Annotated in this window: 27 protein-coding genes; 2 read left to right on the plus strand and 25 right to left on the minus strand. The window is 36.6% G+C overall.

The window, feature by feature from the left end; genetic code table 11:
* Window positions 1-23 precede the first annotated feature (23 nt).
* From OM074_RS01535 to OM074_RS01545, 3 genes are all read right to left on the minus strand, one after another.
* Window positions 24-1331 carry a citrate (Si)-synthase gene (locus OM074_RS01535; protein ID WP_301197509.1) on the minus strand — a complete coding sequence of 436 codons (1308 nt, stop codon included), beginning with the start codon at window positions 1329-1331 and terminating at the stop codon, window positions 24-26.
* A 195-nt stretch (window positions 1332-1526) separates the two neighbouring features.
* Window positions 1527-4316 (minus strand): TonB-dependent receptor, encoded by a 2790-nt coding sequence (locus OM074_RS01540; protein WP_301197510.1) that lies wholly within the window; start codon window positions 4314-4316, stop codon window positions 1527-1529.
* Window positions 4317-4322: 6 nt separating this feature from the next.
* A complete protein-coding gene (locus OM074_RS01545; protein WP_301197511.1) occupies window positions 4323-5081 on the minus strand; it encodes a hypothetical protein in 759 nt (252 codons plus the stop codon).
* Window positions 5082-5219: 138 nt separating this feature from the next.
* Between OM074_RS01545 and OM074_RS01550 the strand changes: the two genes are divergently transcribed.
* Both OM074_RS01550 and OM074_RS01555 read left to right on the plus strand, forming a co-directional pair.
* Complete coding sequence (locus OM074_RS01550; RefSeq protein ID WP_301197512.1) at window positions 5220-6422, plus strand: DUF4249 domain-containing protein; 1203 nt, start codon at window positions 5220-5222, stop codon at window positions 6420-6422.
* 17 nt (window positions 6423-6439) lie between these two features.
* Entirely contained in the window at window positions 6440-8689 is a 2250-nt protein-coding gene (locus OM074_RS01555; RefSeq protein WP_301197513.1) for a hypothetical protein, read from the plus strand.
* 97 nt (window positions 8690-8786) lie between these two features.
* On the opposite strand, the gene eno is transcribed toward OM074_RS01555, so the two are convergent.
* The 22 genes from eno to rpmC all read right to left on the minus strand — a co-directional run bounded on the left by eno (window position 8787) and on the right by rpmC (window position 20344).
* Window positions 8787-10088 carry a phosphopyruvate hydratase gene (gene eno, locus OM074_RS01560; protein ID WP_301197514.1) on the minus strand — a complete coding sequence of 434 codons (1302 nt, stop codon included), beginning with the start codon at window positions 10086-10088 and terminating at the stop codon, window positions 8787-8789.
* A gap of 108 nt (window positions 10089-10196) precedes the next feature.
* The gene (gene rplQ / locus OM074_RS01565) at window positions 10197-10712 is read right to left on the minus strand and encodes a 50S ribosomal protein L17 (RefSeq protein WP_435873437.1); all 516 of its coding nucleotides are present in this window, start codon (window positions 10710-10712) and stop codon (window positions 10197-10199) included.
* 6 nt (window positions 10713-10718) lie between these two features.
* A complete protein-coding gene (locus OM074_RS01570; protein WP_301197515.1) occupies window positions 10719-11711 on the minus strand; it encodes a DNA-directed RNA polymerase subunit alpha in 993 nt (330 codons plus the stop codon).
* A 9-nt stretch (window positions 11712-11720) separates the two neighbouring features.
* Complete coding sequence (gene rpsD, locus OM074_RS01575; protein WP_301197516.1) at window positions 11721-12326, minus strand: 30S ribosomal protein S4; 606 nt, start codon at window positions 12324-12326, stop codon at window positions 11721-11723.
* A 140-nt stretch (window positions 12327-12466) separates the two neighbouring features.
* Window positions 12467-12856, minus strand: coding sequence for a 30S ribosomal protein S11 (gene rpsK / locus OM074_RS01580; protein WP_301189742.1), 390 nt, complete (start codon window positions 12854-12856; stop codon window positions 12467-12469).
* Window positions 12857-12866: 10 nt separating this feature from the next.
* Complete coding sequence (rpsM, locus tag OM074_RS01585; protein ID WP_301197517.1) at window positions 12867-13244, minus strand: 30S ribosomal protein S13; 378 nt, start codon at window positions 13242-13244, stop codon at window positions 12867-12869.
* Window positions 13245-13256: 12 nt separating this feature from the next.
* Window positions 13257-13373, minus strand: coding sequence for a type B 50S ribosomal protein L36 (gene ykgO, locus OM074_RS01590; RefSeq protein ID WP_071792536.1), 117 nt, complete (start codon window positions 13371-13373; stop codon window positions 13257-13259).
* 12 nt (window positions 13374-13385) lie between these two features.
* Window positions 13386-13607 (minus strand): translation initiation factor IF-1, encoded by a 222-nt coding sequence (infA, locus tag OM074_RS01595; protein WP_138528501.1) that lies wholly within the window; start codon window positions 13605-13607, stop codon window positions 13386-13388.
* A 14-nt stretch (window positions 13608-13621) separates the two neighbouring features.
* Window positions 13622-14407: a type I methionyl aminopeptidase gene (gene map / locus OM074_RS01600; protein WP_301197518.1), complete on the minus strand. Its 786-nt coding sequence runs from the start codon at window positions 14405-14407 to the stop codon at window positions 13622-13624.
* 17 nt (window positions 14408-14424) lie between these two features.
* A complete protein-coding gene (gene secY / locus OM074_RS01605) occupies window positions 14425-15753 on the minus strand; it encodes a preprotein translocase subunit SecY (protein ID WP_301197519.1) in 1329 nt (442 codons plus the stop codon).
* A 4-nt stretch (window positions 15754-15757) separates the two neighbouring features.
* Entirely contained in the window at window positions 15758-16204 is a 447-nt protein-coding gene (rplO, locus tag OM074_RS01610) for a 50S ribosomal protein L15 (RefSeq protein WP_301197520.1), read from the minus strand.
* A gap of 27 nt (window positions 16205-16231) precedes the next feature.
* Complete coding sequence (gene rpmD / locus OM074_RS01615; protein WP_301197521.1) at window positions 16232-16408, minus strand: 50S ribosomal protein L30; 177 nt, start codon at window positions 16406-16408, stop codon at window positions 16232-16234.
* A gap of 11 nt (window positions 16409-16419) precedes the next feature.
* On the minus strand, window positions 16420-16938 hold the full coding sequence (rpsE, locus tag OM074_RS01620) for a 30S ribosomal protein S5 (protein WP_301197522.1): 519 nt from the start codon (window positions 16936-16938) through the stop codon (window positions 16420-16422).
* A gap of 5 nt (window positions 16939-16943) precedes the next feature.
* On the minus strand, window positions 16944-17300 hold the full coding sequence (rplR, locus tag OM074_RS01625) for a 50S ribosomal protein L18 (RefSeq protein ID WP_301197523.1): 357 nt from the start codon (window positions 17298-17300) through the stop codon (window positions 16944-16946).
* A 20-nt stretch (window positions 17301-17320) separates the two neighbouring features.
* On the minus strand, window positions 17321-17872 hold the full coding sequence (rplF, locus tag OM074_RS01630; protein ID WP_301197524.1) for a 50S ribosomal protein L6: 552 nt from the start codon (window positions 17870-17872) through the stop codon (window positions 17321-17323).
* A 16-nt stretch (window positions 17873-17888) separates the two neighbouring features.
* Window positions 17889-18284, minus strand: a complete 396-nt coding sequence (rpsH, locus tag OM074_RS01635; RefSeq protein WP_301197525.1) for a 30S ribosomal protein S8 — start codon at window positions 18282-18284, stop codon at window positions 17889-17891.
* 60 nt (window positions 18285-18344) lie between these two features.
* Window positions 18345-18614 carry a 30S ribosomal protein S14 gene (gene rpsN / locus OM074_RS01640; RefSeq protein ID WP_301197526.1) on the minus strand — a complete coding sequence of 90 codons (270 nt, stop codon included), beginning with the start codon at window positions 18612-18614 and terminating at the stop codon, window positions 18345-18347.
* Between the two features lie 14 nt (window positions 18615-18628).
* Complete coding sequence (gene rplE / locus OM074_RS01645) at window positions 18629-19174, minus strand: 50S ribosomal protein L5 (protein WP_301197527.1); 546 nt, start codon at window positions 19172-19174, stop codon at window positions 18629-18631.
* On the minus strand, window positions 19174-19494 hold the full coding sequence (gene rplX, locus OM074_RS01650; protein ID WP_301197528.1) for a 50S ribosomal protein L24: 321 nt from the start codon (window positions 19492-19494) through the stop codon (window positions 19174-19176). The genes rplE and rplX overlap by 1 nt, the downstream gene beginning before the upstream one ends.
* Before the next feature lie 19 nt (window positions 19495-19513).
* Window positions 19514-19879 carry a 50S ribosomal protein L14 gene (gene rplN / locus OM074_RS01655; RefSeq protein WP_301189729.1) on the minus strand — a complete coding sequence of 122 codons (366 nt, stop codon included), beginning with the start codon at window positions 19877-19879 and terminating at the stop codon, window positions 19514-19516.
* A 2-nt stretch (window positions 19880-19881) separates the two neighbouring features.
* Entirely contained in the window at window positions 19882-20139 is a 258-nt protein-coding gene (gene rpsQ / locus OM074_RS01660) for a 30S ribosomal protein S17 (RefSeq protein WP_301197529.1), read from the minus strand.
* A 7-nt stretch (window positions 20140-20146) separates the two neighbouring features.
* The gene (gene rpmC, locus OM074_RS01665) at window positions 20147-20344 is read right to left on the minus strand and encodes a 50S ribosomal protein L29 (RefSeq protein WP_301197530.1); all 198 of its coding nucleotides are present in this window, start codon (window positions 20342-20344) and stop codon (window positions 20147-20149) included.
* Between the last annotated feature and the right edge of the window lie 6 nt (window positions 20345-20350).

A 20350-nucleotide genomic window follows, 5' to 3' on the forward strand; every position in this document is an offset into this window, starting at 1 on the left:
TCTGACTTGAACAATCATACCCCCTACTCTTCAGCTTTATCAATAAACCATCTTAAATTTTGCGACTTAGGACGTTCGATCTGCAATCCATACAGCCTGTCCCAAATCAGTTGGGTCAACACTCCCAATGCTCTTGATACGCCGAACAAAACGGTATATATTGGAAATTCTTTGATACCATAACTAGTTAACAACGACCCGGAAATGGCATCAACGTTAGGCCAGGGGTTTTTCACTTTACCTGTTGCCCCAAGCACATCCGGCACAACGTTATATATCTTATTAACAAGTTTTATATATGGCGCATCCGGTATGTATTTATTGGCAAATTCCAGCTGCACTGTAAACCTTGGATCCGTTTTTCGCAACACGGCATGACCATAGCCGGGTATAACCCTTCCATTGGCCAGGGTTTCTTCAGCATATTTTTTGATTTGTTCTTCGGTAGGATCTTCACAACCTATCTCCCGCTTCATTTTGTTGAGCCAGTGCATAACATCCTGGTTTGCCATACCATGCAAAGGCCCGGCAAGACCGTTCATGCCTGCAGAAAAACTATAATATGGGTTCGACAAGGCAGATCCGACAAGATGGGTAGCATGGGCTGAAACATTTCCTCCTTCATGGTCGGAGTGGATAAGCATATACAATCGCATCAGTCGCTTTGCTTCCTCTGAGTCATGCCCCATCATATGAGCTAAATTACCTGCCCAATCCAGCGATGGATCAGGTTCTATATGGTCTCCGTTGTAAAAAACCCTACGGTAAATATAAGCCGCTATAGCAGGGAGCCTTGAAATCAGATCCATGACACCCTCATAAGTTGGATCCCAATAATCTTTTTTATCCATCCCAACAAGGTATGCTTTACGAAATTGTGATTCCGTAGACATTGCCAAAATTGCGGTGTTAAACTGAATCATGGGGTGGGCATCTTTAGGCAAAGCTTCTATCACATCATACACATGGGCAGGAATACCCTGCGCCCTCTGAGCCCATTGCTCACTAATATACCTTACATCTTCGGGCGTTGGTAGTTCTCCTGTTAACATCAGATAAAAAATACCTTCGGGCAAAGGCTCTCCCTCGTCATGAATTTTTGGCAATAGGTTTTTCAGCTCGGGAATTGAATACCCCCTGAAGCGGATACCTTCTTCAGGATCAAGCTTTGAAGTACAGGTAAGCAGGCTCACCACCCCTTTCATCCCTGTCAGAACCTGCCCCATAGTAACATTTTGAATTACCTTTTCACCATGCTCCTTAACTAGTTTTTTTACTATTTGGGATTTAGGTTGGGCTATTTCAAGTAATTTGCTTTTTATATAATCCATAGATATTAAATTTGAAGGTCATAACAATATAACAAATTTAAAACAGGAATAAGAATGTTTTGTTCTTGCATAAAGCAAAAAAGACATCTTGCCTGATTGATATAATATAAAATAATTCAGACAAAAAATAAGTACGAGGTTAAAGGCTTTGACATTTACAAACTGTACATTGAAGCCTTTGACAATTTGACGAAACTAAAAATCATCTTTAGCATTACCTTTAAATTTAAAATTATAGGTAACGGTAAAAACAGGTTTTCCATATATCGACATTTTATACCCCTTTACTTCTTCTCCTTCGGTTCTGAAGAACACTGAATATGGATTCATCCTGCCTAAAACATTATAAATAGCAAAAGTCCAAGAACTATGATTAAGTTTTTTCTTTATAAGATTCCCATTTAAGGTAGCTGCCAAATCAACACGCATGTAATCATCCATCCTAACAGCATTTCTATCAGTATACAGTGGTCGGTATGAATCATTCATTTCATAATACGCCACTGGTGCAGTAAAGGGCCTGCCGGTGCTATAAAAAAAGTTGGCTGAAACATTAAGTCTTCGGGACATTTTATAATTTGTTACTACCTTAAAATCATGTGGCTTATCATAGTTTGCAGGAAAAAAATCTCCATCATTCACACGGTCTTCAGCAAATTCACCGTCTATTTTATGTAAAACTCTTGAATAAGTGTAGTTAATCCATCCGGTTAGTTTGCCCTTATTTTTTTCAAACATAAACTCAGCGCCATAGGCCTTTCCTATACCATTTAACACATCTGTTTCTAAATGATCATTCATAATAAGCTGAGCTCCGCCTTTATAATCTATTATATTATTTAACTGCTTGTAATACATTTCTGTTGAGAAATTATACTTTTTACCTAGTTTTTGATAAAAGCCAACGGAATACTGATCACTACGCTGCGGTTTTATATAAGTATCACTAAGTTTCCATATATCGGTAGGCGACATTGAGGCCGTATTGGAAATCATTTGAATATACTGATACATACGGCTTACTCCCAGTTTTATGGAGCTTAGACTACTCAAGGTAATATTCGATGAAAATCTGAATTCCGGTCCGGAATAGAACTGAATCAACTGACCCGAACCATAATTCAGCGTATCAATTACATTATCTATATTTCTGGATTGGCCGCTAATATATTTATACTGTGTTTTAGGTCCCCAATCCCCATATAAAGAATAACGCAACCCGGCCGATACAGAAACCCGGGGCAACAAGTTAAACTCATCGCCTATATAAACAGCCAACTCTACCGCCTTCTCCTTTTCAAGTTTTTTGGCTTGTATTAACGAGATTTCCCCTATCGGTTTTCTATCCCCTGGTGACAAATCGTACAAAGTACCACTCAACCCAAAATCAATTTTATGGTTTTGAACTGTACTGTAAGAAAAATCAGTCTTTACACCATATTGGTTTAATTTATATTGAACACTATGCAGTGAAGCTGAATCTTTTCTTGACTTTAGTGTATAATCATACTGGCTAACAAAAAGCGTGGAAGTTGAAAATAATTTAGGGTTAAATATTCTTTTCCATTTTAATGAAGATGCCAGGCTATTGAATTTATAAGCATCTTCTGAATAATAACTAAAATTATCATGACTATAATATGCAGTCCAGTACAAACTATTTTTATCATCAAGATCAAATGAAAAATTCCCCTGCACATCATAAAAACCAGCTTTACTCTTCTTTAATTTTACATCATCCAACAATCGCAAAACCCAGTTTGAATATGTAGAACGAGCACCAATAATGAAAGAACTTTTATCTTTTTTGATAGGTGAATCCACAGTCAACCTTCCTGACACCGGGCTCAATCCCCCACTAATCTTTGTTTCCTTTCTGTTTCCATCCTTTAAAACAATATCCAATACTGACGATACCCTCCCTCCGTATTTAGCAGGAACCCCACTTTTATACAGAGTAACATCTTTAACCAAATCGGCATTAAAACCAGAAAAGAAACCGAAGAAATGAGCTGTGTTCATAATCGGAGCTCCACTCAACAAAATAAGGTTCTGATCAACAGCCCCTCCCCTAACATTAAAACCGGCAGAAGCCTCGCCAACGGTTTGAACCCCTGGCAACAACAATGTACCTTTTATAATATCAGCTTCGCCAAAACCGCCTGGCAATTGTTTTAAGGATTTCAAAGTTATTTTTTCCATCCCCATCCTGAGGTTCTTCACCTTATCGTCAGCCTGGGCCTTTACAGTAACTTCATTTATTGAAGTTGGCTTACTCTTTAGTTCCACATCCAAAGCCCCATCTGATTGAAGAACAATATTGCGATACGTAGTCCTCATTCCCATGGATCTATATTCCACTTTATACTGTCCCTTTGGAACAGTTATGGAGTAAAAACCATAAGTATTGGTCACATTCCCCTCCTTCAATTCATCAATATAAACGACTGTTCCAATCAATGGCTCGCCAGTTTCCATATCCCGTACAACACCTTGCAGGGTAGCATTTTTATTGAAGGGTTTAATTGAAGGGCTCCCAATTTTAAAGGTTTGATACTCCAAATTAACCAATTTCTCTTCTTCCTGATCCCTTTCAGGTCGAACATAAGTAACTGTGTCTTTTAACGCAATTTCCTTTTGCTGTAAAAAATCAACATATTCTTCGGCATAATTGGTTTTAATTTTATAATCAGTAGTAAACACAACACTGTTATCATCAATAAAATTATAAACCAGCTTAGCTTTGCTGCAAATAACATCAAGTGCCTGTGTAAGATTTTTTTTATTGATATCCAACTGAAGCGTCTTACCTTCTACCCATTCAGCTTTATAATAAAAACGCCTGCCGGTTTGTAGCTCAAGACATTTAACAACTTCATGAAACGAAACGGAATCTGCTTTTATAGATACATCACCAACACCCTGTGCTTCAACTCCCTGAATACTCAAAACAAACAAACAAGTGTACAATACTATTCTACTCATCCTCTTTTATTGATAATATAGATTCTCTGCATATTGAACTAATTTCGCCATCTGAATCTGATTTAAACTAGAATAATAAGCTTTAAACGTCCTGAATTTCTTTTTCAACAACCTTTTTTGATCTGGGAAAAGCTTCAAAAATTGACTTTTCCTATCAACTTTATAGCAAACGCCATCTTTCTGTAATATGTATCGATGAAGAAAATTAAACTCTTGCTGTGTTTGTTCACATTTAGAATACGCCTTATGCTTCAACAAAAGCTTAAACTTCCCGCTATAAGGTATTTCGTAATAGCCATCTTGGGCAAAAGTTGGCTGCTGCTTTTTAAACCTGACATGATGGAAGCGGTATTTAACATCATCAAAGGCAATATCAAAGGAATCCACAGCAACTTTCTTGATCTGAAAATATTGAATTGACAAACCGAAATCTTTGGGGGTAGCTACCAGTTCGTCTTCAAGAACATCATACATCAAAATTAAATTACCGTAATCATATCCACTTGAATATACCGCGCCTTTCCCGGGTCTGTAATTCAAATAAGGAGCCGATTTCCCAAATAAATATTTTACTTTATATTCTCTACCGTAAACATACCCCAATCGGTTATAAAATGTTTTCTTGTACAAATCCAACACAGTTGCACTATCCAAAGCATAATACCGGTTATCTATATTTTTAACATTTTCGTCTAAACTTTGCGAAAAAACAGACGCACTAAAAGACACAAACAAGAAAAAGAGCGAAAAGAACTTAACAAACATGACACTGGGATAAATAATAGTGATAGCTAAAGGGTTAAAACTTTTAAATATTTAATGTGAATGTAATAAAATATTCGTCTCATAGTACATTTTATTAAAAACTGTTTATATTTTTATAGCAAATTCATACAAATCGCAATGAAAAATTTCATTTTACTTGCAATTCTAGCAAGTATTTTAAACTCTTGCCTTGAGCCTCTAGACTCATCAACATATGGAAATCACAGCAAGTTGCTTGTAGTTGATGGAAGTATATCTAACCAGCCGGGACCATATACTGTTAAACTCACATATTCAAAAGAGAACATACTTGACACAGTTGAATATATTAATGACGCCTCGGTATACATTATTGATGAAACATCCAATGAAATTGGCTTTACATTAACGGATGATGGCACCTACTCTTCCCCTGTCGATTTTCAGGCTCAGATAGGTAAATCATATAAATTAAAGATAATTACACATAATCCTGATAACAATTATGAATCCTCCTTCTGTACTATAAAAGAACCCTCTTGCATTGAAAACATCGGATTAAAAGCAGGAATGGCCATTGATGAAATTAACAACAAAGAAGAAAAGGCAGTAGTCATTAGTATAGATGCTTCTGTATGCTCCAACGACGAGACCTTTTTAAGATGGACAATAGATGAGGATTGGGTATTTGATTTGCCAACCCCCTTATATTACAAAATGATTGGAGAAAGTGAATTTGATTACAATACAGATGTCATCAAGAGCTGTTATCAACACGACCGAATGCAGGGCATCACACTATACTCCTTTAAAAACCAAGCTTCTAATCAAATCATCGGCAACAACATCTACGCTGTACCAATCAGTTCACGCCGCTTTTCAAGAAGATACAGAGCAACTATTAAACAACACTCCATTTCGGAAGAAGAATTTGACTACTGGCGAAAGCTGAAAGACTCAAGTGAAGACACTGGTGATTTATTTGGAAAACAGCCTATTGGTATTGAAAGCAATATTACATGTACAACTAATAAAGATGAAAAAGTGTTGGGATATTTTCAGACTTCAGGAATTACACAACAAGAAATATATGTTACCACAAACAAATTAAAGGATCTTGGTTTAGAAAGATATATCCGCAGAGATTGTATCCCTGACACAATAAGTCCAAGCGCCACAAGAACATTATACGAGCAATATTTATTTCTTGAAACTCATTCGAGTATGATTTTTTATCGCCCGCTATACGATAAAATGGGTATGGGTGTAATAGGTTTATTATACACAACTCCTCGATGTTCATCCTGCGATGCCAACCAAGCCAGTGCATTTCCTCCAGAAAACTGGATAGAAAAGGACTAACAAACTAACTATTCATTATGAAACTATATTTTTATCAAATCATACTGGTCACTCTAGTGGCGATAGCATCCATAACTCCGGTAACAGCTCAGGAAACGATACATATTACAACAGATCGCTCTCTATATATTTCAGGAGAACCCATGTGGATTTATGCCCATTGTTCGGCTTCTTCCGGCAACAAACATTCTAACATTAGCAAAGTTGGGTATATTGAAATACTGAATAAGGAAAACACCCCTGTTTTTCAATCAAAAATTCATTTAACCCCGGGGAATAATACGGTCGGAGTATATGTTCCGGACACTATTAGCACAGGCAATTATATACTAAGGGCATATACTCAATGGATGAGAAACTATCATTACGATCTATTTAAATACAAACCTATCTCTGTCATCAATCCATTTTCTGCAGATAAATTTCCAACATCAGAATCATTGTTTAAAAAAGATACTGTTTTAACATTTGCAGAAAGCGACAAGCTATTGGCTGACAAAGAAAATTTGCTGATGGTTCAGGTTTTGGATCCTTATGGCAAAGGGCGACAGGTAAAAGCATTTATAACCAACTCCAACCATGATACCATTTCAAACTTTAACACAAACAAACAAGGCTTTGCCAAAACTACCCTTAGTCCCTCATTTGGGGATTCGTACTACATAAAGTATTCTGTTGACGGCTCCTCTAATGTTCACAAACTTACATCAGCTTCAAAAGAAGGATTTGTTTTATCCTTAAAATTTACTAATAACAATACTCACCTTACTGTTATAACCAACCAGAAAAACACAACGGGATACAAATTACATTTAAGCAGTTTAAAAGGAGATTTCATTCAAAACTATATAATCAAAGATAATTTTATTGAGATATCAAACGACAAACTCCCCCAAGGATATATTTGCGCACAACTCTTAAATCATAAAGGCGAACTACTGGCTTCCAGATACTTCTTAGCACATGTACCAAATGCGATTACCCCCTCCCAGATAAAACTAGACAAATCAATATACAAACCACGGGAACAAGTAAATATGCAACTAACAGGATTTACCCATTTAAAAAACAAAACAGTTTCTGTTTGCAAAGCCTGTTTAACACAAAGTACAGACTATATAAATAATCAAAACACGTTAGGCAGCTACTCCTATAACAATCTAAAAAAATGGGTTACTGAAAACATAGAAATAAATGATATACTTTTATGCTTTTCGGCACCCAACGGCATATGGCAAACTATCCCGAAAATTAATTACATACCGGAATATAAAGGCAAGATAATAACCGGCACCCTTTTAAACAAAACAAACCACCAACCCATAGCGCACGAAAAAGTGATGCTAAATATCGTTGGTTCTAAATCTATCATCGACATTGCATCAACGGACTCATTAGGCAGATTTAAGTTTACCATCAATCAATTTGGAAACTTCGAACTCGTAATACAACCATTTCAAAGCAAAGAGGGTTTACTTGACTACAAAGTGGATATCGATTACGCATATTGTAATATTTTCCCTCACCACGCAATTCCTGAGTTCAGCCTTACAAAAAACGAAGCCCATAACGTAAATAAGGCTATTATAAACATGCAGATTAACACAGTTTATAATCAAAACAGATACGATACAAAAAAAGAGATTAATTCAGACACTATTTCATTTTATGGTAGCCCAAACTATTCTATACAATTATCAAAATTCATCGAATTAACTACTGCCGCAGAAATCATTAAGGAACTGGTACCACATACAGTAATATCAAAGAAAAAAGGAAAACCTCATATTACTATCTATGAAGAATCTTCCATGAACACATCTGTAGGGGAATCATTTACTCTTGTAGATGGTATTTACATAAATGATGTTGACAGAATACTTGAAATAGAGGGCAATGAGATAAAAAAAATAGATTTAATCAATTCAAACTACTTTGTTAAGGGTATAGAATTGGGGCGTATCCTCGCCTTTTACACTCAAAATGGCAACCTGGAGGCAGTTGATTTTGATGAACGAATTTTCCGTCAATCACACACTGGATATAGTACGCCATACATATTTCATGCGACAGATTATGACAGTACTTCAATAAGCAAATCTAGTGAGCCGGACTATAGAAACCTATTATATTGGAAAACAGATTTCACAAACAACAAACATTCCTTTTTTACCTCTGATGAAAAATCAAAATTCACAATAACAATTAACGGAATAAACCAATTCGGAGAGCTTGAGCAATATCAGAAAGAATTTGAGGTAAAATAATTTCATTACAACCCGTTTTTTGAACTCAAGTATTCATTCTTAGACTAAAAAAGGCTACCCAAACGGATAGCCTTTCTCATATATTATGAACTATAAATTAAGCTTTCTTTACTTTCTTATATCCATAAACAGCTGAAGCACCTAATTCTTCTTCAATACGAAGCAATTGGTTGTACTTAGCCATACGGTCAGAACGGCTTAATGAACCAGTTTTAATCTGACCTGAGTTAGTAGCTACAGCAATATCTGCAATTGTAGCATCTTCAGTTTCACCTGAACGGTGAGATGTTACTGAAGTATATCCAGCTCTGTGAGCCATTTCAATTGCATTTAAAGTCTCTGTTAAAGTACCAATTTGGTTAACTTTAATCAAAATAGAGTTAGCAGCTCCTAATTCGATACCTTTTTTCAAGTAATCTACGTTAGTTACGAATAAATCGTCGCCAACCAACTGACACTTATCGCCAACTTTATTATTTAGGGCAACCCATCCGTCCCAGTCGTTCTCATCCATACCATCTTCGATAGAATCGATAGGGTATTTAGCAACAAGATCAGCTAAATAAGCAGCTTGCTCTTCTGAGTTACGCTTAGCACCATTAGGCTCGAAAATACTATAATCATAAACGCCATCCTTAAAAAATTCAGATGAAGCACAGTCCATAGCGATAGAAACATCACCACCATCTTCTGCACGACCTGGCTTATATCCAGCGTTTTTAATAGCAGTAAGGATACAATCGATAGCCTCTTCTGTACCACCTAACATAGGAGCGAAACCACCTTCGTCACCTACAGCAGTAGAAAGACCTTTACCTTTAAGAACTTTAGCTAAAGCATGGAATACCTCAGCACCCATTCTTAAACCTTCCTTAAAAGTAGGAGCACCAATTGGACGAATCATAAACTCCTGGAATGCAATAGTAGCATCTGAGTGAGATCCTCCATTGATAATGTTCATCATAGGTACAGGAAGCGTACAAGCATTTGTACCACCAATGTAACGATATAATGGCATTTCAAGATACTCAGCAGCAGCTCTGGCAGTTGCTAAAGACACACCTAAAATAGCATTAGCACCTAACTTACTTTTAGTTTTAGTACCATCCATTTCAAGCATTTTAGTATCAACACCAACTTGATCAAGAACGCTGAATCCAACTAATTCAGGAGCGATAACATCGTTTACGTTAGCAACAGCCTTTTGAACACCTTTACCTAAATAACGACCTTTATCACCATCTCTTAATTCAAGAGCTTCGTGCTCACCAGTAGATGCACCAGAAGGCACAGCAGCACGTCCAACAACACCACAATCTAAAGTTACCTCTACTTCAACAGTAGGGTTTCCGCGAGAGTCAAGAATCTCACGAGCATGAACATTTGAAATTTGTCCCATAATATGACTTATTTAAAAATTGAGTTTTCTATTTGAAAAAAAAGGATAAAAGCACAGGGCAATTATCCTTTTATATTTTAAGATAGTGTACAAAACGTATTTATATCACTACTCTTTTGATTCACCTTCAGTAGGTTTTTCTGTTGTTTCTTCAGCTTCTTTAACTTCAGTGGCAACTTCAGCTGTAGCCTCAGCAGTAGCTTTTTTACGTCTGGTACGACGTGTTTTCTTCTCTGCTTTAGACTTGCTTTCTGACAACATGTTTTCATTATAGTCAACCAACTCGATATAACACATTTCTGCATTATCACCAATACGGTTTCCTAATTTTAGGATACGGGTATACCCACCTGGTCTGTCACCTACTTTACCTGCTATTTCTCTGAATAATTCAGAAACTGCATATTTATTATTTAGGTAGCTAAATACAACTCTTCTTTGTGCTGTAGAATCTTCTTTAGACTTAGTAATAAGTGGCTCAACGTACATACGCAATGCTTTGGCCTTGGCAACTGTAGTTTTAATTCTTTTATGAAGAATTAACGAAGCAGCCATATTAGATAACATTGCCTTACGGTGAGAGCTCTTTCTTCCTAAATGATTGAACTTTTTTCTATGTCTCATCGCAATTTATTCCTTGTCTAATTTATACTTAGTAATATCCATACCAAAATTCAAGTTCATCACCTGCAATAAATCATCAAGTTCTGTTAATGATTTTTTTCCAAAGTTACGGAACTTCAATAAATCATTTCTGTTAAATTGAACAAGCTCTCCTAATGTTTCCACATCAGCAGCTTTTAAACAATTCAATGCCCTAACAGAAAGATCCATGTCAACTAATTTAGTTTTCAACAGCTGACGCATATGTAATACTTCCTCATCAAACTCTTCGTTGCCAAACTTCTCATCAGAATCAAGAGTGATTCTTTCATCAGAGAACAACATAAAGTGATAAATAAGTATCTTAGCTGCCTCTTTCAAGGCATCTTTTGGATGGATAGAACCGTCTGTTTCTATTTCAATAATTAATTTCTCGTAGTCAGTCTTTTGTTCTACACGATAATTTTCAATCGCATACTTAACATTCCTGACCGGAGTATATATAGAGTCAATCGCAATAACACCGATTTCGGATTCTGCTGAACGGTTTTCTTCAGAAGGAACATACCCTCTTCCCTTATTAATGGTCAATTCCATTTTAAGGTTTACATCAGGATTCATTAAACAAATACGCTGATCAGGATTTAAAACCTCAAAACCAGTCATGAAATTATTCAATTCACCAGCTTTTAATTCTTCCTTACCCGACACGTTGATAGTGATCTTCTCACTATCTACTTCTTCTACAATTTGTTTAAATCTAATTTGCTTAAGATTAAGAATTATGTCGGTTGTATCGTTAATTACTCCAGGAATTGTTGAAAACTCATGATCAACTCCTTCAATCTTAACAGATGTAATTGCGAAACCTTCTAATGAGGATAACAAAATTCTTCTTAAGGCATTTCCAACTGTAATACCATATCCTGGCTCTAACGGACGAAATTCGAAGCGACCGAATTGGTTGTCCGCTTCAAGCATGATTACTTTATCAGGTTTTTGGAATGCTAATATTGCCATAAGAATTAATTATTTAGAATACAATTCAACAATCAATTGTTCTTTAATGTTTTCAGGAATATCTTCTCTTGCCGGTACGTTAAGGAACTTACCTGTTTTTGAATCATTATCAAACTCTAACCATGAGAAGTTATGTACTGAAGATGCTGCCAAAGAATTAGTGATTGCTTCAAGAGATTTTGATTTCTCACGAACACCAATAATCTGGTCAGCTTTTACTGTATAAGATGGGATATTTACCACCTTACCATCAACAGTAATATGCTTATGAGATACAAGCTGACGTGCTGCAGCTCTTGTAGGAGCAATACCCAAACGATAAACAACGTTATCTAAACGGCACTCCAACAAACCAAGTAATACCTCACCAGTAATACCTTTAGCACGAGATGCTTTTTTAAACAAGTTACTAAATTGCTTTTCTAATACACCATAAGTGTATTTAGCTTTTTGTTTTTCTTTTAATTGAAGACCATATTCTGATGTCTTCTTTCTACGGTTGTTACCGTGTTGTCCGGGAGGATAATTCTTTCTTTCGAAGCTTTTATCCGAACCATATATTGCCTCACCAAATTTACGGGCAATTTTTGTTTTAGGACCAATGTATCTAGCCATTCTTCTAAATTTCTGTTTTTAAATTTTTGTTTTCAAATTATGAATATGAAGGCCGCGAGATTATAGAGAGGAGGTTCTATTATAATCATTCATAATTCAAAATCCAAAAACTCAATTTATGGTTAATAACTAGTAATTAATTATACTCTTCGTCTTTTTGGAGGACGACATCCATTATGGGGCATTGGAGTTATGTCAACAATTTCTGTTACCTCAATACCAGCAGCGTGGATTGAACGAATTGCCGACTCACGACCATTTCCTGGTCCTTTCACATACACCTTTACTTTTCTTAAACCTAAGTCAAAAGCTACTTTTCCACAGTCAGTAGCTGCCATTTGAGCTGCATAAGGAGTATTCTTTTTTGAACCCCTAAAACCCATTTTACCAGCACTTGACCAAGAAATAACCTGACCATTCTTGTTAGTCAAAGAAACAATAATGTTATTGAAAGATGAGTGAATATGAGCTTCTCCTTGAGCCTCAACTTTAACGACTCTTTTCTTTTGACTCGCTGTCTTCTTTGCCATATCTCAATTATTATTTAGTTGCCTTTTTCTTGTTTGCAACAGTTTTCTTCTTCCCTTTACGTGTACGAGCATTGTTCTTAGTTTTCTGACCACGTAACGGTAAACCAATACGATGACGAATTCCCCGGTAACAACCGATATCCATCAATCGTTTAATATTTAACTGAATCTCAGAACGAAGTTCTCCTTCGATCTTATACTCTTCAGAAATAATTTCACGAACTTTAGCAGTTTGTTCGTCTGTCCATTCGCTAACTTTTAAGTTAGCATCAACCCCTGCTTTGCCAAGGATTGTTTGAGCTGCGCTGCGCCCAATTCCGTAAATATAAGTTAATGATACCTCTCCTCTTTTATTAGTAGGTATATCAACTCCAGCAATTCTAGCCATAATTATTAATTATTATCCTTGACGTTGTTTAAACTTGGGATTCTTCTTGTTAATCACGTATAAGCGCCCTTTGCGTTTTACGATTTTGCAATCAGCACTTCTCTTCTTAACAGATGCTCTAACCTTCATTTTATTATAGAATTAATTTTTGTATCTATACGAAATCCTACCCTTAGTAAGATCATAGGGAGACATCTCCACTTTAACCTTATCTCCCGGCAAAATTTTAATATAGTGCATTCTCATTTTACCTGAGATATGCGCTGTTATTACATGGCCATTTTCTAACTCTACCCTAAACATAGCATTAGAAAGGGCTTCTATTATCGTTCCGTCTTGTTCTATCGAGGCTTGTTTAGCCATAATTAATTACCTTTTTAATTTTCAGACTGCAAAGTTAATACTTCTTCTACAAATTTAAAACTAGAAAGTATATCTGCTTCGTTTTTTCTTACTGCAACAGTGTGCTCAAAGTGAGCAGATACCTTTTTATCGATAGTTCGTATAGTCCAACCATCATTTTCTTGAACAATATTTCGCTTACCCAAATTAATCATTGGCTCAATAGCGAGTACCATTCCTGGTTTTAATAATGTACCAGACCCCTTCCTACCATAATTGGGTACTTCAGGGGATTCATGAAGATGTCTTCCTACACCATGACCTACCATTTCACGAACAACAGTATAACCATTTGCTTCATTATACTTTTGTATGGCATTCCCAATATCCCCCAAGCGTTTTCCTGCAATAGCGTTTTCGATCCCTTTATATAAAGATTCTTTGGTAGATTGAAGTAACATAGCTACTTCCTTACTTATTTCACCCACACCAAACGTATAGGCTGAATCCCCATAAAATTCGTTCAAAAGCACTCCACAGTCAACCGAAACAACATCACCTTCTTTCAAAGGAATATCGTTAGGGATACCATGTACCACCTGTTCGTTAACTGAAGTACAAAGAGTATTAGGAAAACCCTGGTATCCTAAGAAACCAGGGATTCCTCCATTATCTCGTATAAATTCTTCAGCAATTTTATCTAATTTCTTTGTAGTAACTCCAGGTTTAACCGCTTTTGCAATTTCCCCAAGAGTTTTTGCTACAAGTATATTACTTGCCCGAAGCAACTCAATCTCTTCGTCTGTTTTAAGATATATCATTATACGAACGATTCTCTTTAGTAAACAGCAGGACCTCCACCAGTTCTTCCTTTAATACGACCTGACTTCATCAATCCGTCATAATGTCTCATTAAAAGGTGGCTTTCTATTTGTTGAAGTGTATCAAGTACAACTCCAACTAAAATCAATAATGAAGTACCACCATAGAACTGTGCAAACATTCTATCAACTCCAGCCATAGAGGCAAAAGCTGGTAAAATAGCTACAATAGCAAGAAAAAATGAACCCGGTAATGTAATTTTAGACATTACAGAATCAAGAAACTCCACAGTTTTTTTACCAGGTTTAATTCCCGGGATAAAACCACCGTTACGTTTCATATCTTCAGCCATTTGCGTTGGATTAATAGTAATAGCAGTATAAAAATAGGTAAATGCAATAATCAAGAATGCAAATACACCATTATACCCCCATCCGGTATAATCCGAAAACATAGCAGTAAACCAGTTATTCGCATTATCACCACCAACATATCCAGCTAATGTTAATGGCACAAACATAATTGCCTGGGCAAAAATGATTGGCATTACACCTGCAGCATTTACTTTTAAAGGTATGTATTGACGAACACCGCCATATTGTTTATTACCTACAATACGCTTAGCATACTGAACAGGAATACGACGTGTTCCTTGCACTAACAAAATTGTACCTGCAAATACAAAGAATAGAACTACGATCTCAATCAACAACATCACTAAACCACCACCTTCTTCAAAGCGTGAAACAAATTCAGCAACCACGGCAAAAGGAAGACGTGCAATGATACCAATCATGATGATTAATGAAATACCATTTCCGATCCCTTTTTCAGTAATTCTTTCCCCTAACCACATTACAAACATAGTTCCTGCAGTAAGGATAATGATAGAAGTTATCTTAAACATTAATCCAGGAGAAGAAATTGCTGCATCTGGTAAATTTGCTAAATAAGCTGGCGATTGAAACAATAAGATGATTACAGTAAGATATCTGGTAATCTGGTTGATCTTACGTCTGCCGCTTTCACCTTCCCTTTGCAACCTTTGAAAATAAGGCACTGCAATTCCAAGAAGTTGAATTACGATAGATGCAGAAATATAAGGCATAATACCTAAACCAAATATAGAGGCATTAGAAAATGCACCTCCAGAAAACATATCTAATAGTCCCATAACCCCTTGCGAAGTTTGGTCTTTTAGTTCTGCTAATTTTGTAGGATCAATCCCTGGCAATACTATAAACGAACCTAAACGATAAACTAATACCAAAAGTATCGTTTCAAATATCCGGGACTTTAATTCCTCAATCTTAAAAATGTTGCGAATTGTTTCGATCAGTTTCATTGATTTACAGTTTAACAACGGTACCTTGAGCTGCTTCAATAGCGCTCACCGCTGATTTAGAAAAGGCATGAGCTTTCACTTCAATTTTGGTAGTAATATTTCCATTACCAAGAATTTTAACCCGGTCATTCTTATTGATGAAACCAGCTTCAAGAAGTGCTTCAATATCAATTACAGTAAGGTTCTTCTTTTCGGCCAACCCTTGTAATAGGTCAAGGTTAATTGCCTTGTACTCTACACGGTTGATGTTTTTGAATCCGAATTTAGGAACACGTCTCTGTAATGGCATCTGACCACCTTCGAAACCGATTTTCTTAGAATAACCAGATCTGGACTTGGCACCCTTGTGACCACGAGTAGATGTACCCCCACGGCCAGAACCCTGTCCACGACCAATTCGTTTTTTGTTTTTGGTCGAACCTTCAGCAGGTTTTAAATTACTTAAGTCCATATCTAAGTTTCTTAAAATCGTTAAAAATTATTTTTCTATGCTAACAAGGTGTCTCACCTTTTCAACCATACCAAGAATTTGAGGGGTAGCCTCAAATTCTTTGGTTGCATTTATTTTTGTTAGACCAAGAGCCGCCAAAGTTCTTTTTTGACGTTCTGTTGAGCCAATTTTGCTCTTAACTTGTGTTACTTTTATCTTAGCCATTTTTGTTCTTCTTATCCGTTAAATACTTTGTCTAACGTAACACCTCTTTGTTTTGCAACAGTCTGTGCATCTCTTAATTCTTTAAGCGCATTGATTGTAGCTTTTACAAGGTTGTGAGGGTTCGATGAACCTTTTGATTTAGCCAAAACGTCAGTTACACCAACACTTTCAAGTACTGCACGCATCGCACCACCAGCCTTAACTCCGGTACCGTGTGAAGCTGGCTTCATAAAAACGCTTGCACCACCAAACTTGCAATATTGCTCGTGAGGGATAGTACCATTGATTACAGGTACTTTAACAAGGTTTTTCTTAGCAGCTTCAACTCCTTTAGCGATTGCGGTTGTTACTTCGTTAGCTTTACCTAATCCCCAACCTACGATGCCATTCTCGTTACCAACTACAACTATAGCAGAAAAACTAAAAGTTCTACCACCCTTTGTAACTTTAGTTACACGATTAATGGCAACCAACCTGTCTTTTAACTCAAGGTCGTTATTACTTCTTACTTTTTGATTATCTCCTGCCATAGTTACTATAATTTAAGACCTGCTTCACGTGCAGCGTCTGCTAATTGTTTAACTCTACCATGGTACAAGTATCCGTTACGGTCGAATACCACAGTTTCAATTCCAGCACCTTTTGCTTTTTCAGCGATTAATGCACCTACTTTAGCAGCTTGCTCACTTTTAGTTCCCTGTTGAGAGGTAACGTCTTTTTCAAGAGATGAGGCAGCTAGAAGCGTTTTTCCGTTAACGTCGTCAATAAGTTGAACAGAAATTTGTTTGTTGCTTCTGAAAACCGACATTCTTGGCCTCTCAGGAGTACCCGAAATCTTACCTCGGATACTTCTTTTTATTCTAACTCTTCTTTCTAATTTAGAAAAAGCCATAATTTTAAATTTTAACCAGATTAAACTTTTGCAGATTTACCAGCCTTACGTCTGATTTGCTCTCCAACAAACTTGATACCTTTACCTTTATATGGCTCAGGCTTACGAAGTGAACGGATTTTTGCACAAACCTGACCAAGCAATTGCTTGTCTGCAGATTCTAACGTAATAATCGGATTACTCTTTCTGTCGGTAACAGCTTCAACTTTAATTTCAGTTGGCAACTCCAGATGAATTGGGTGAGAGTATCCTAAAGTTAGCTCAAGAAGCTGTCCCTGGTTGGTAGCTCTGTAACCTACACCAACAAGTTCCATTTTCTTAACAAAACCTTGTGAAACTCCTTCAACCATATTATTAATTAGCGAACGATATAAACCGTGCTGAGAACGATGTTCTTTTGAATCAGATGGTCGTTTAACTTCCACCTGACCTTCAGAAACTTCAACATTCATTTCAGGATTTACTTGTTGTACAAGTTCTCCCTTTGGCCCTTTTACGGTAACAAGGTTATCTTTAACTGTTACTGTAACTCCGGCCGGTACTGAGATGGGTTGTTTTCCTATCCTTGACATACTAATTCCTCCTTTATTAACTTACGTAACATAAAACCTCACCACCTATTTGAGCATTTCTGGCTTCTTTATCGGTCATAACACCTTTAGAAGTAGAAAGGATTGCAACTCCCAATCCATTTAATACTCTAGGCATGCTTTTGTAACCAGCATACTGACGTAAACCTGGTGTACTTACTCGCTTAAGCTCTTTAATAGCCGGAACTTTAGTTTCAGCATCATACTTAAGAGCGATTTTGATAATTCCCTGCTTGTTGTCATCAACAAACTTGAAGTTTAAGATATACCCTTTTTCATAAAGAACACGAGTCATCTCTTTCTTCAGATTTGATGCAGGAATTTCAACAACTTTGTGTTTTGCCATAATGGCATTTCTGATACGTGTCAGAAAATCTGCTATTGGATCTGTCATTTTAAAAAGTTTAAATTAATCCCGCAACCGGGACAATATTTATACTTGAAACCTAATTTTCTACCAACTGGCTTTTTTAACTCCAGGAATTAATCCTGCAGAAGCCATTTCACGGAACTGAATCCTGGATAGTCCGAATTGTCTCATATATCCTTTTGGACGACCGGTAATTTTGCAACGGTTGTGCATACGTACCGGAGAAGCATTTTTTGGTAATTTCTGTAATCCTTCGTAATCACCTGCTTCTTTAAGTGCCGCTCTTTTTTCAGCATATTTGGCAACAAGCTTGGCTCTTTTTACTTCACGAGCCTTCATTGATTCCTTGGCCATATCTAACTCTTTAATTATTTTTTAAATGGTAAACCAAAAGCCTTTAACAAAGCAAAAGCTTCTTCATCGGTATCCCCAGAGGTCACAAAGGTAATATTCATACCCAAAATCTTATTAACATTGTCAATATTTATTTCAGGAAAAATAATTTGTTCCTCAATACCTAAGGTATAGTTTCCACGTCCATCAAGCTTACTGTTGATTCCTTTGAAGTCACGAATCCTTGGTAAAGACACGCGAATTAACCTTTCAAGGAATTCGTACATGTTGTCTTTTCTAAGAGTAACCCTAACTCCAATTGGCATTTTTTTACGCAATTTAAAGTTAGAAACGTCTTTTTTAGAAAGACAAGGAACAGCTTTTTGACCGGTAATAGCGGTAAGCTCATTAATTGCTACATCAACCATTTTTTTATCGGCCACTGCCTGACCGATACCCTGGTTGATTACAATTTTCTCTAATTTTGGAACCTGCATTACAGTTTTGTATTCAAATTCCTTCATCAATGCAGGAACAACTTGCTCCCTGTACATTGTTTTCAAACTAGGTGTATAGCTCATTACTTGATCTCCTCCCCTGATTTTTTAGCAAACCTTACTAATTTTCCATCATCACCAGCACGTCTACCAATACGGGTAGCCTCACCAGTGGAAGGATCTTTAAGGTTTAAGTTAGAGATGTGGATAGGAGCCTCTTGCTTAACGATTCCACCTTGTGGATTATCAGCATTTGGCTTAGCATGCTTAGATACCATGTTAATTCCTTCCACGATAGCTCTATTCTTACTTACAAGAACTTCAAGAACTTTACCTTCTTGTCCTTTATATTCTCCAGCGTTTACAACAACTGTATCGCCTTTTTTAATATGTAATTTACCCATTGCTATCTTCTTTTAAAAATTATAGCACCTCAGGAGCCAAAGATACGATTTTCATATAACCGTCGCGTAATTCTCTGGCAACTGGGCCAAAGATACGTGTACCACGCATTTCACCTGCTTGATTTAAAAGCACACATGCATTTTCATCAAAACGGATATAAGAACCGTCGGCTCTTCTGATCTCTTTTTTTGTACGAACAACTACTGCCTTTGTAACAGTACCTTTCTTCATATCTGTTGAAGGAATGGCACTCTTAACAGTTACAACGATACGGTCTCCAATGGTTGCGTATCTCTTTTTTGTACCTCCAAGTACTCTGATGCAGAGTACTTCTTTGGCACCACTATTATCGGCAACAGCCAATCTGGATTCTTGTTGTATCATGATTACTTAGCTCTTTCGATAATTTCTACTAATCGCCAACGCTTCGTTTTACTTAGCGGACGAGTTTCCATAATTTTTACTGTATCTCCAGGATTGCAGTCGTTTTTCTCGTCGTGAGCGTGAAATTTCTTAGTCTTTTTCACGAACTTACCATAAATAGGGTGCTTCTCACGAGTCTCAACAGCAACAACGATAGACTTGTCCATTTTGTTGCTGGCAACGACTCCGATACGTTCTTTTCTTAAATTTCTGTTTTCCATCACCTAACTATTTTTCGGTTAATTGCTTCTGACGCAAAATAGTTTGCAACCTTGCAACATTTCTACGTAAGCTTCTTATCTGCAATGGATTTTCCAATGGAGATATGCTATGATTGAGTTCTAAACGAATAAGTTCAGCTCGTTCGGTCTCAATTCTTTCGATGATCTCATTGATCGCCATTTCTTTAATTTCCGAAGTCTTCATCCTTAC

Origin of the sequence: Plebeiibacterium marinum (assembly GCF_026013615.1) — a bacterium.
Lineage (GTDB): Bacteria > Bacteroidota > Bacteroidia > Bacteroidales > Marinilabiliaceae > Saccharicrinis > Saccharicrinis marinus_A.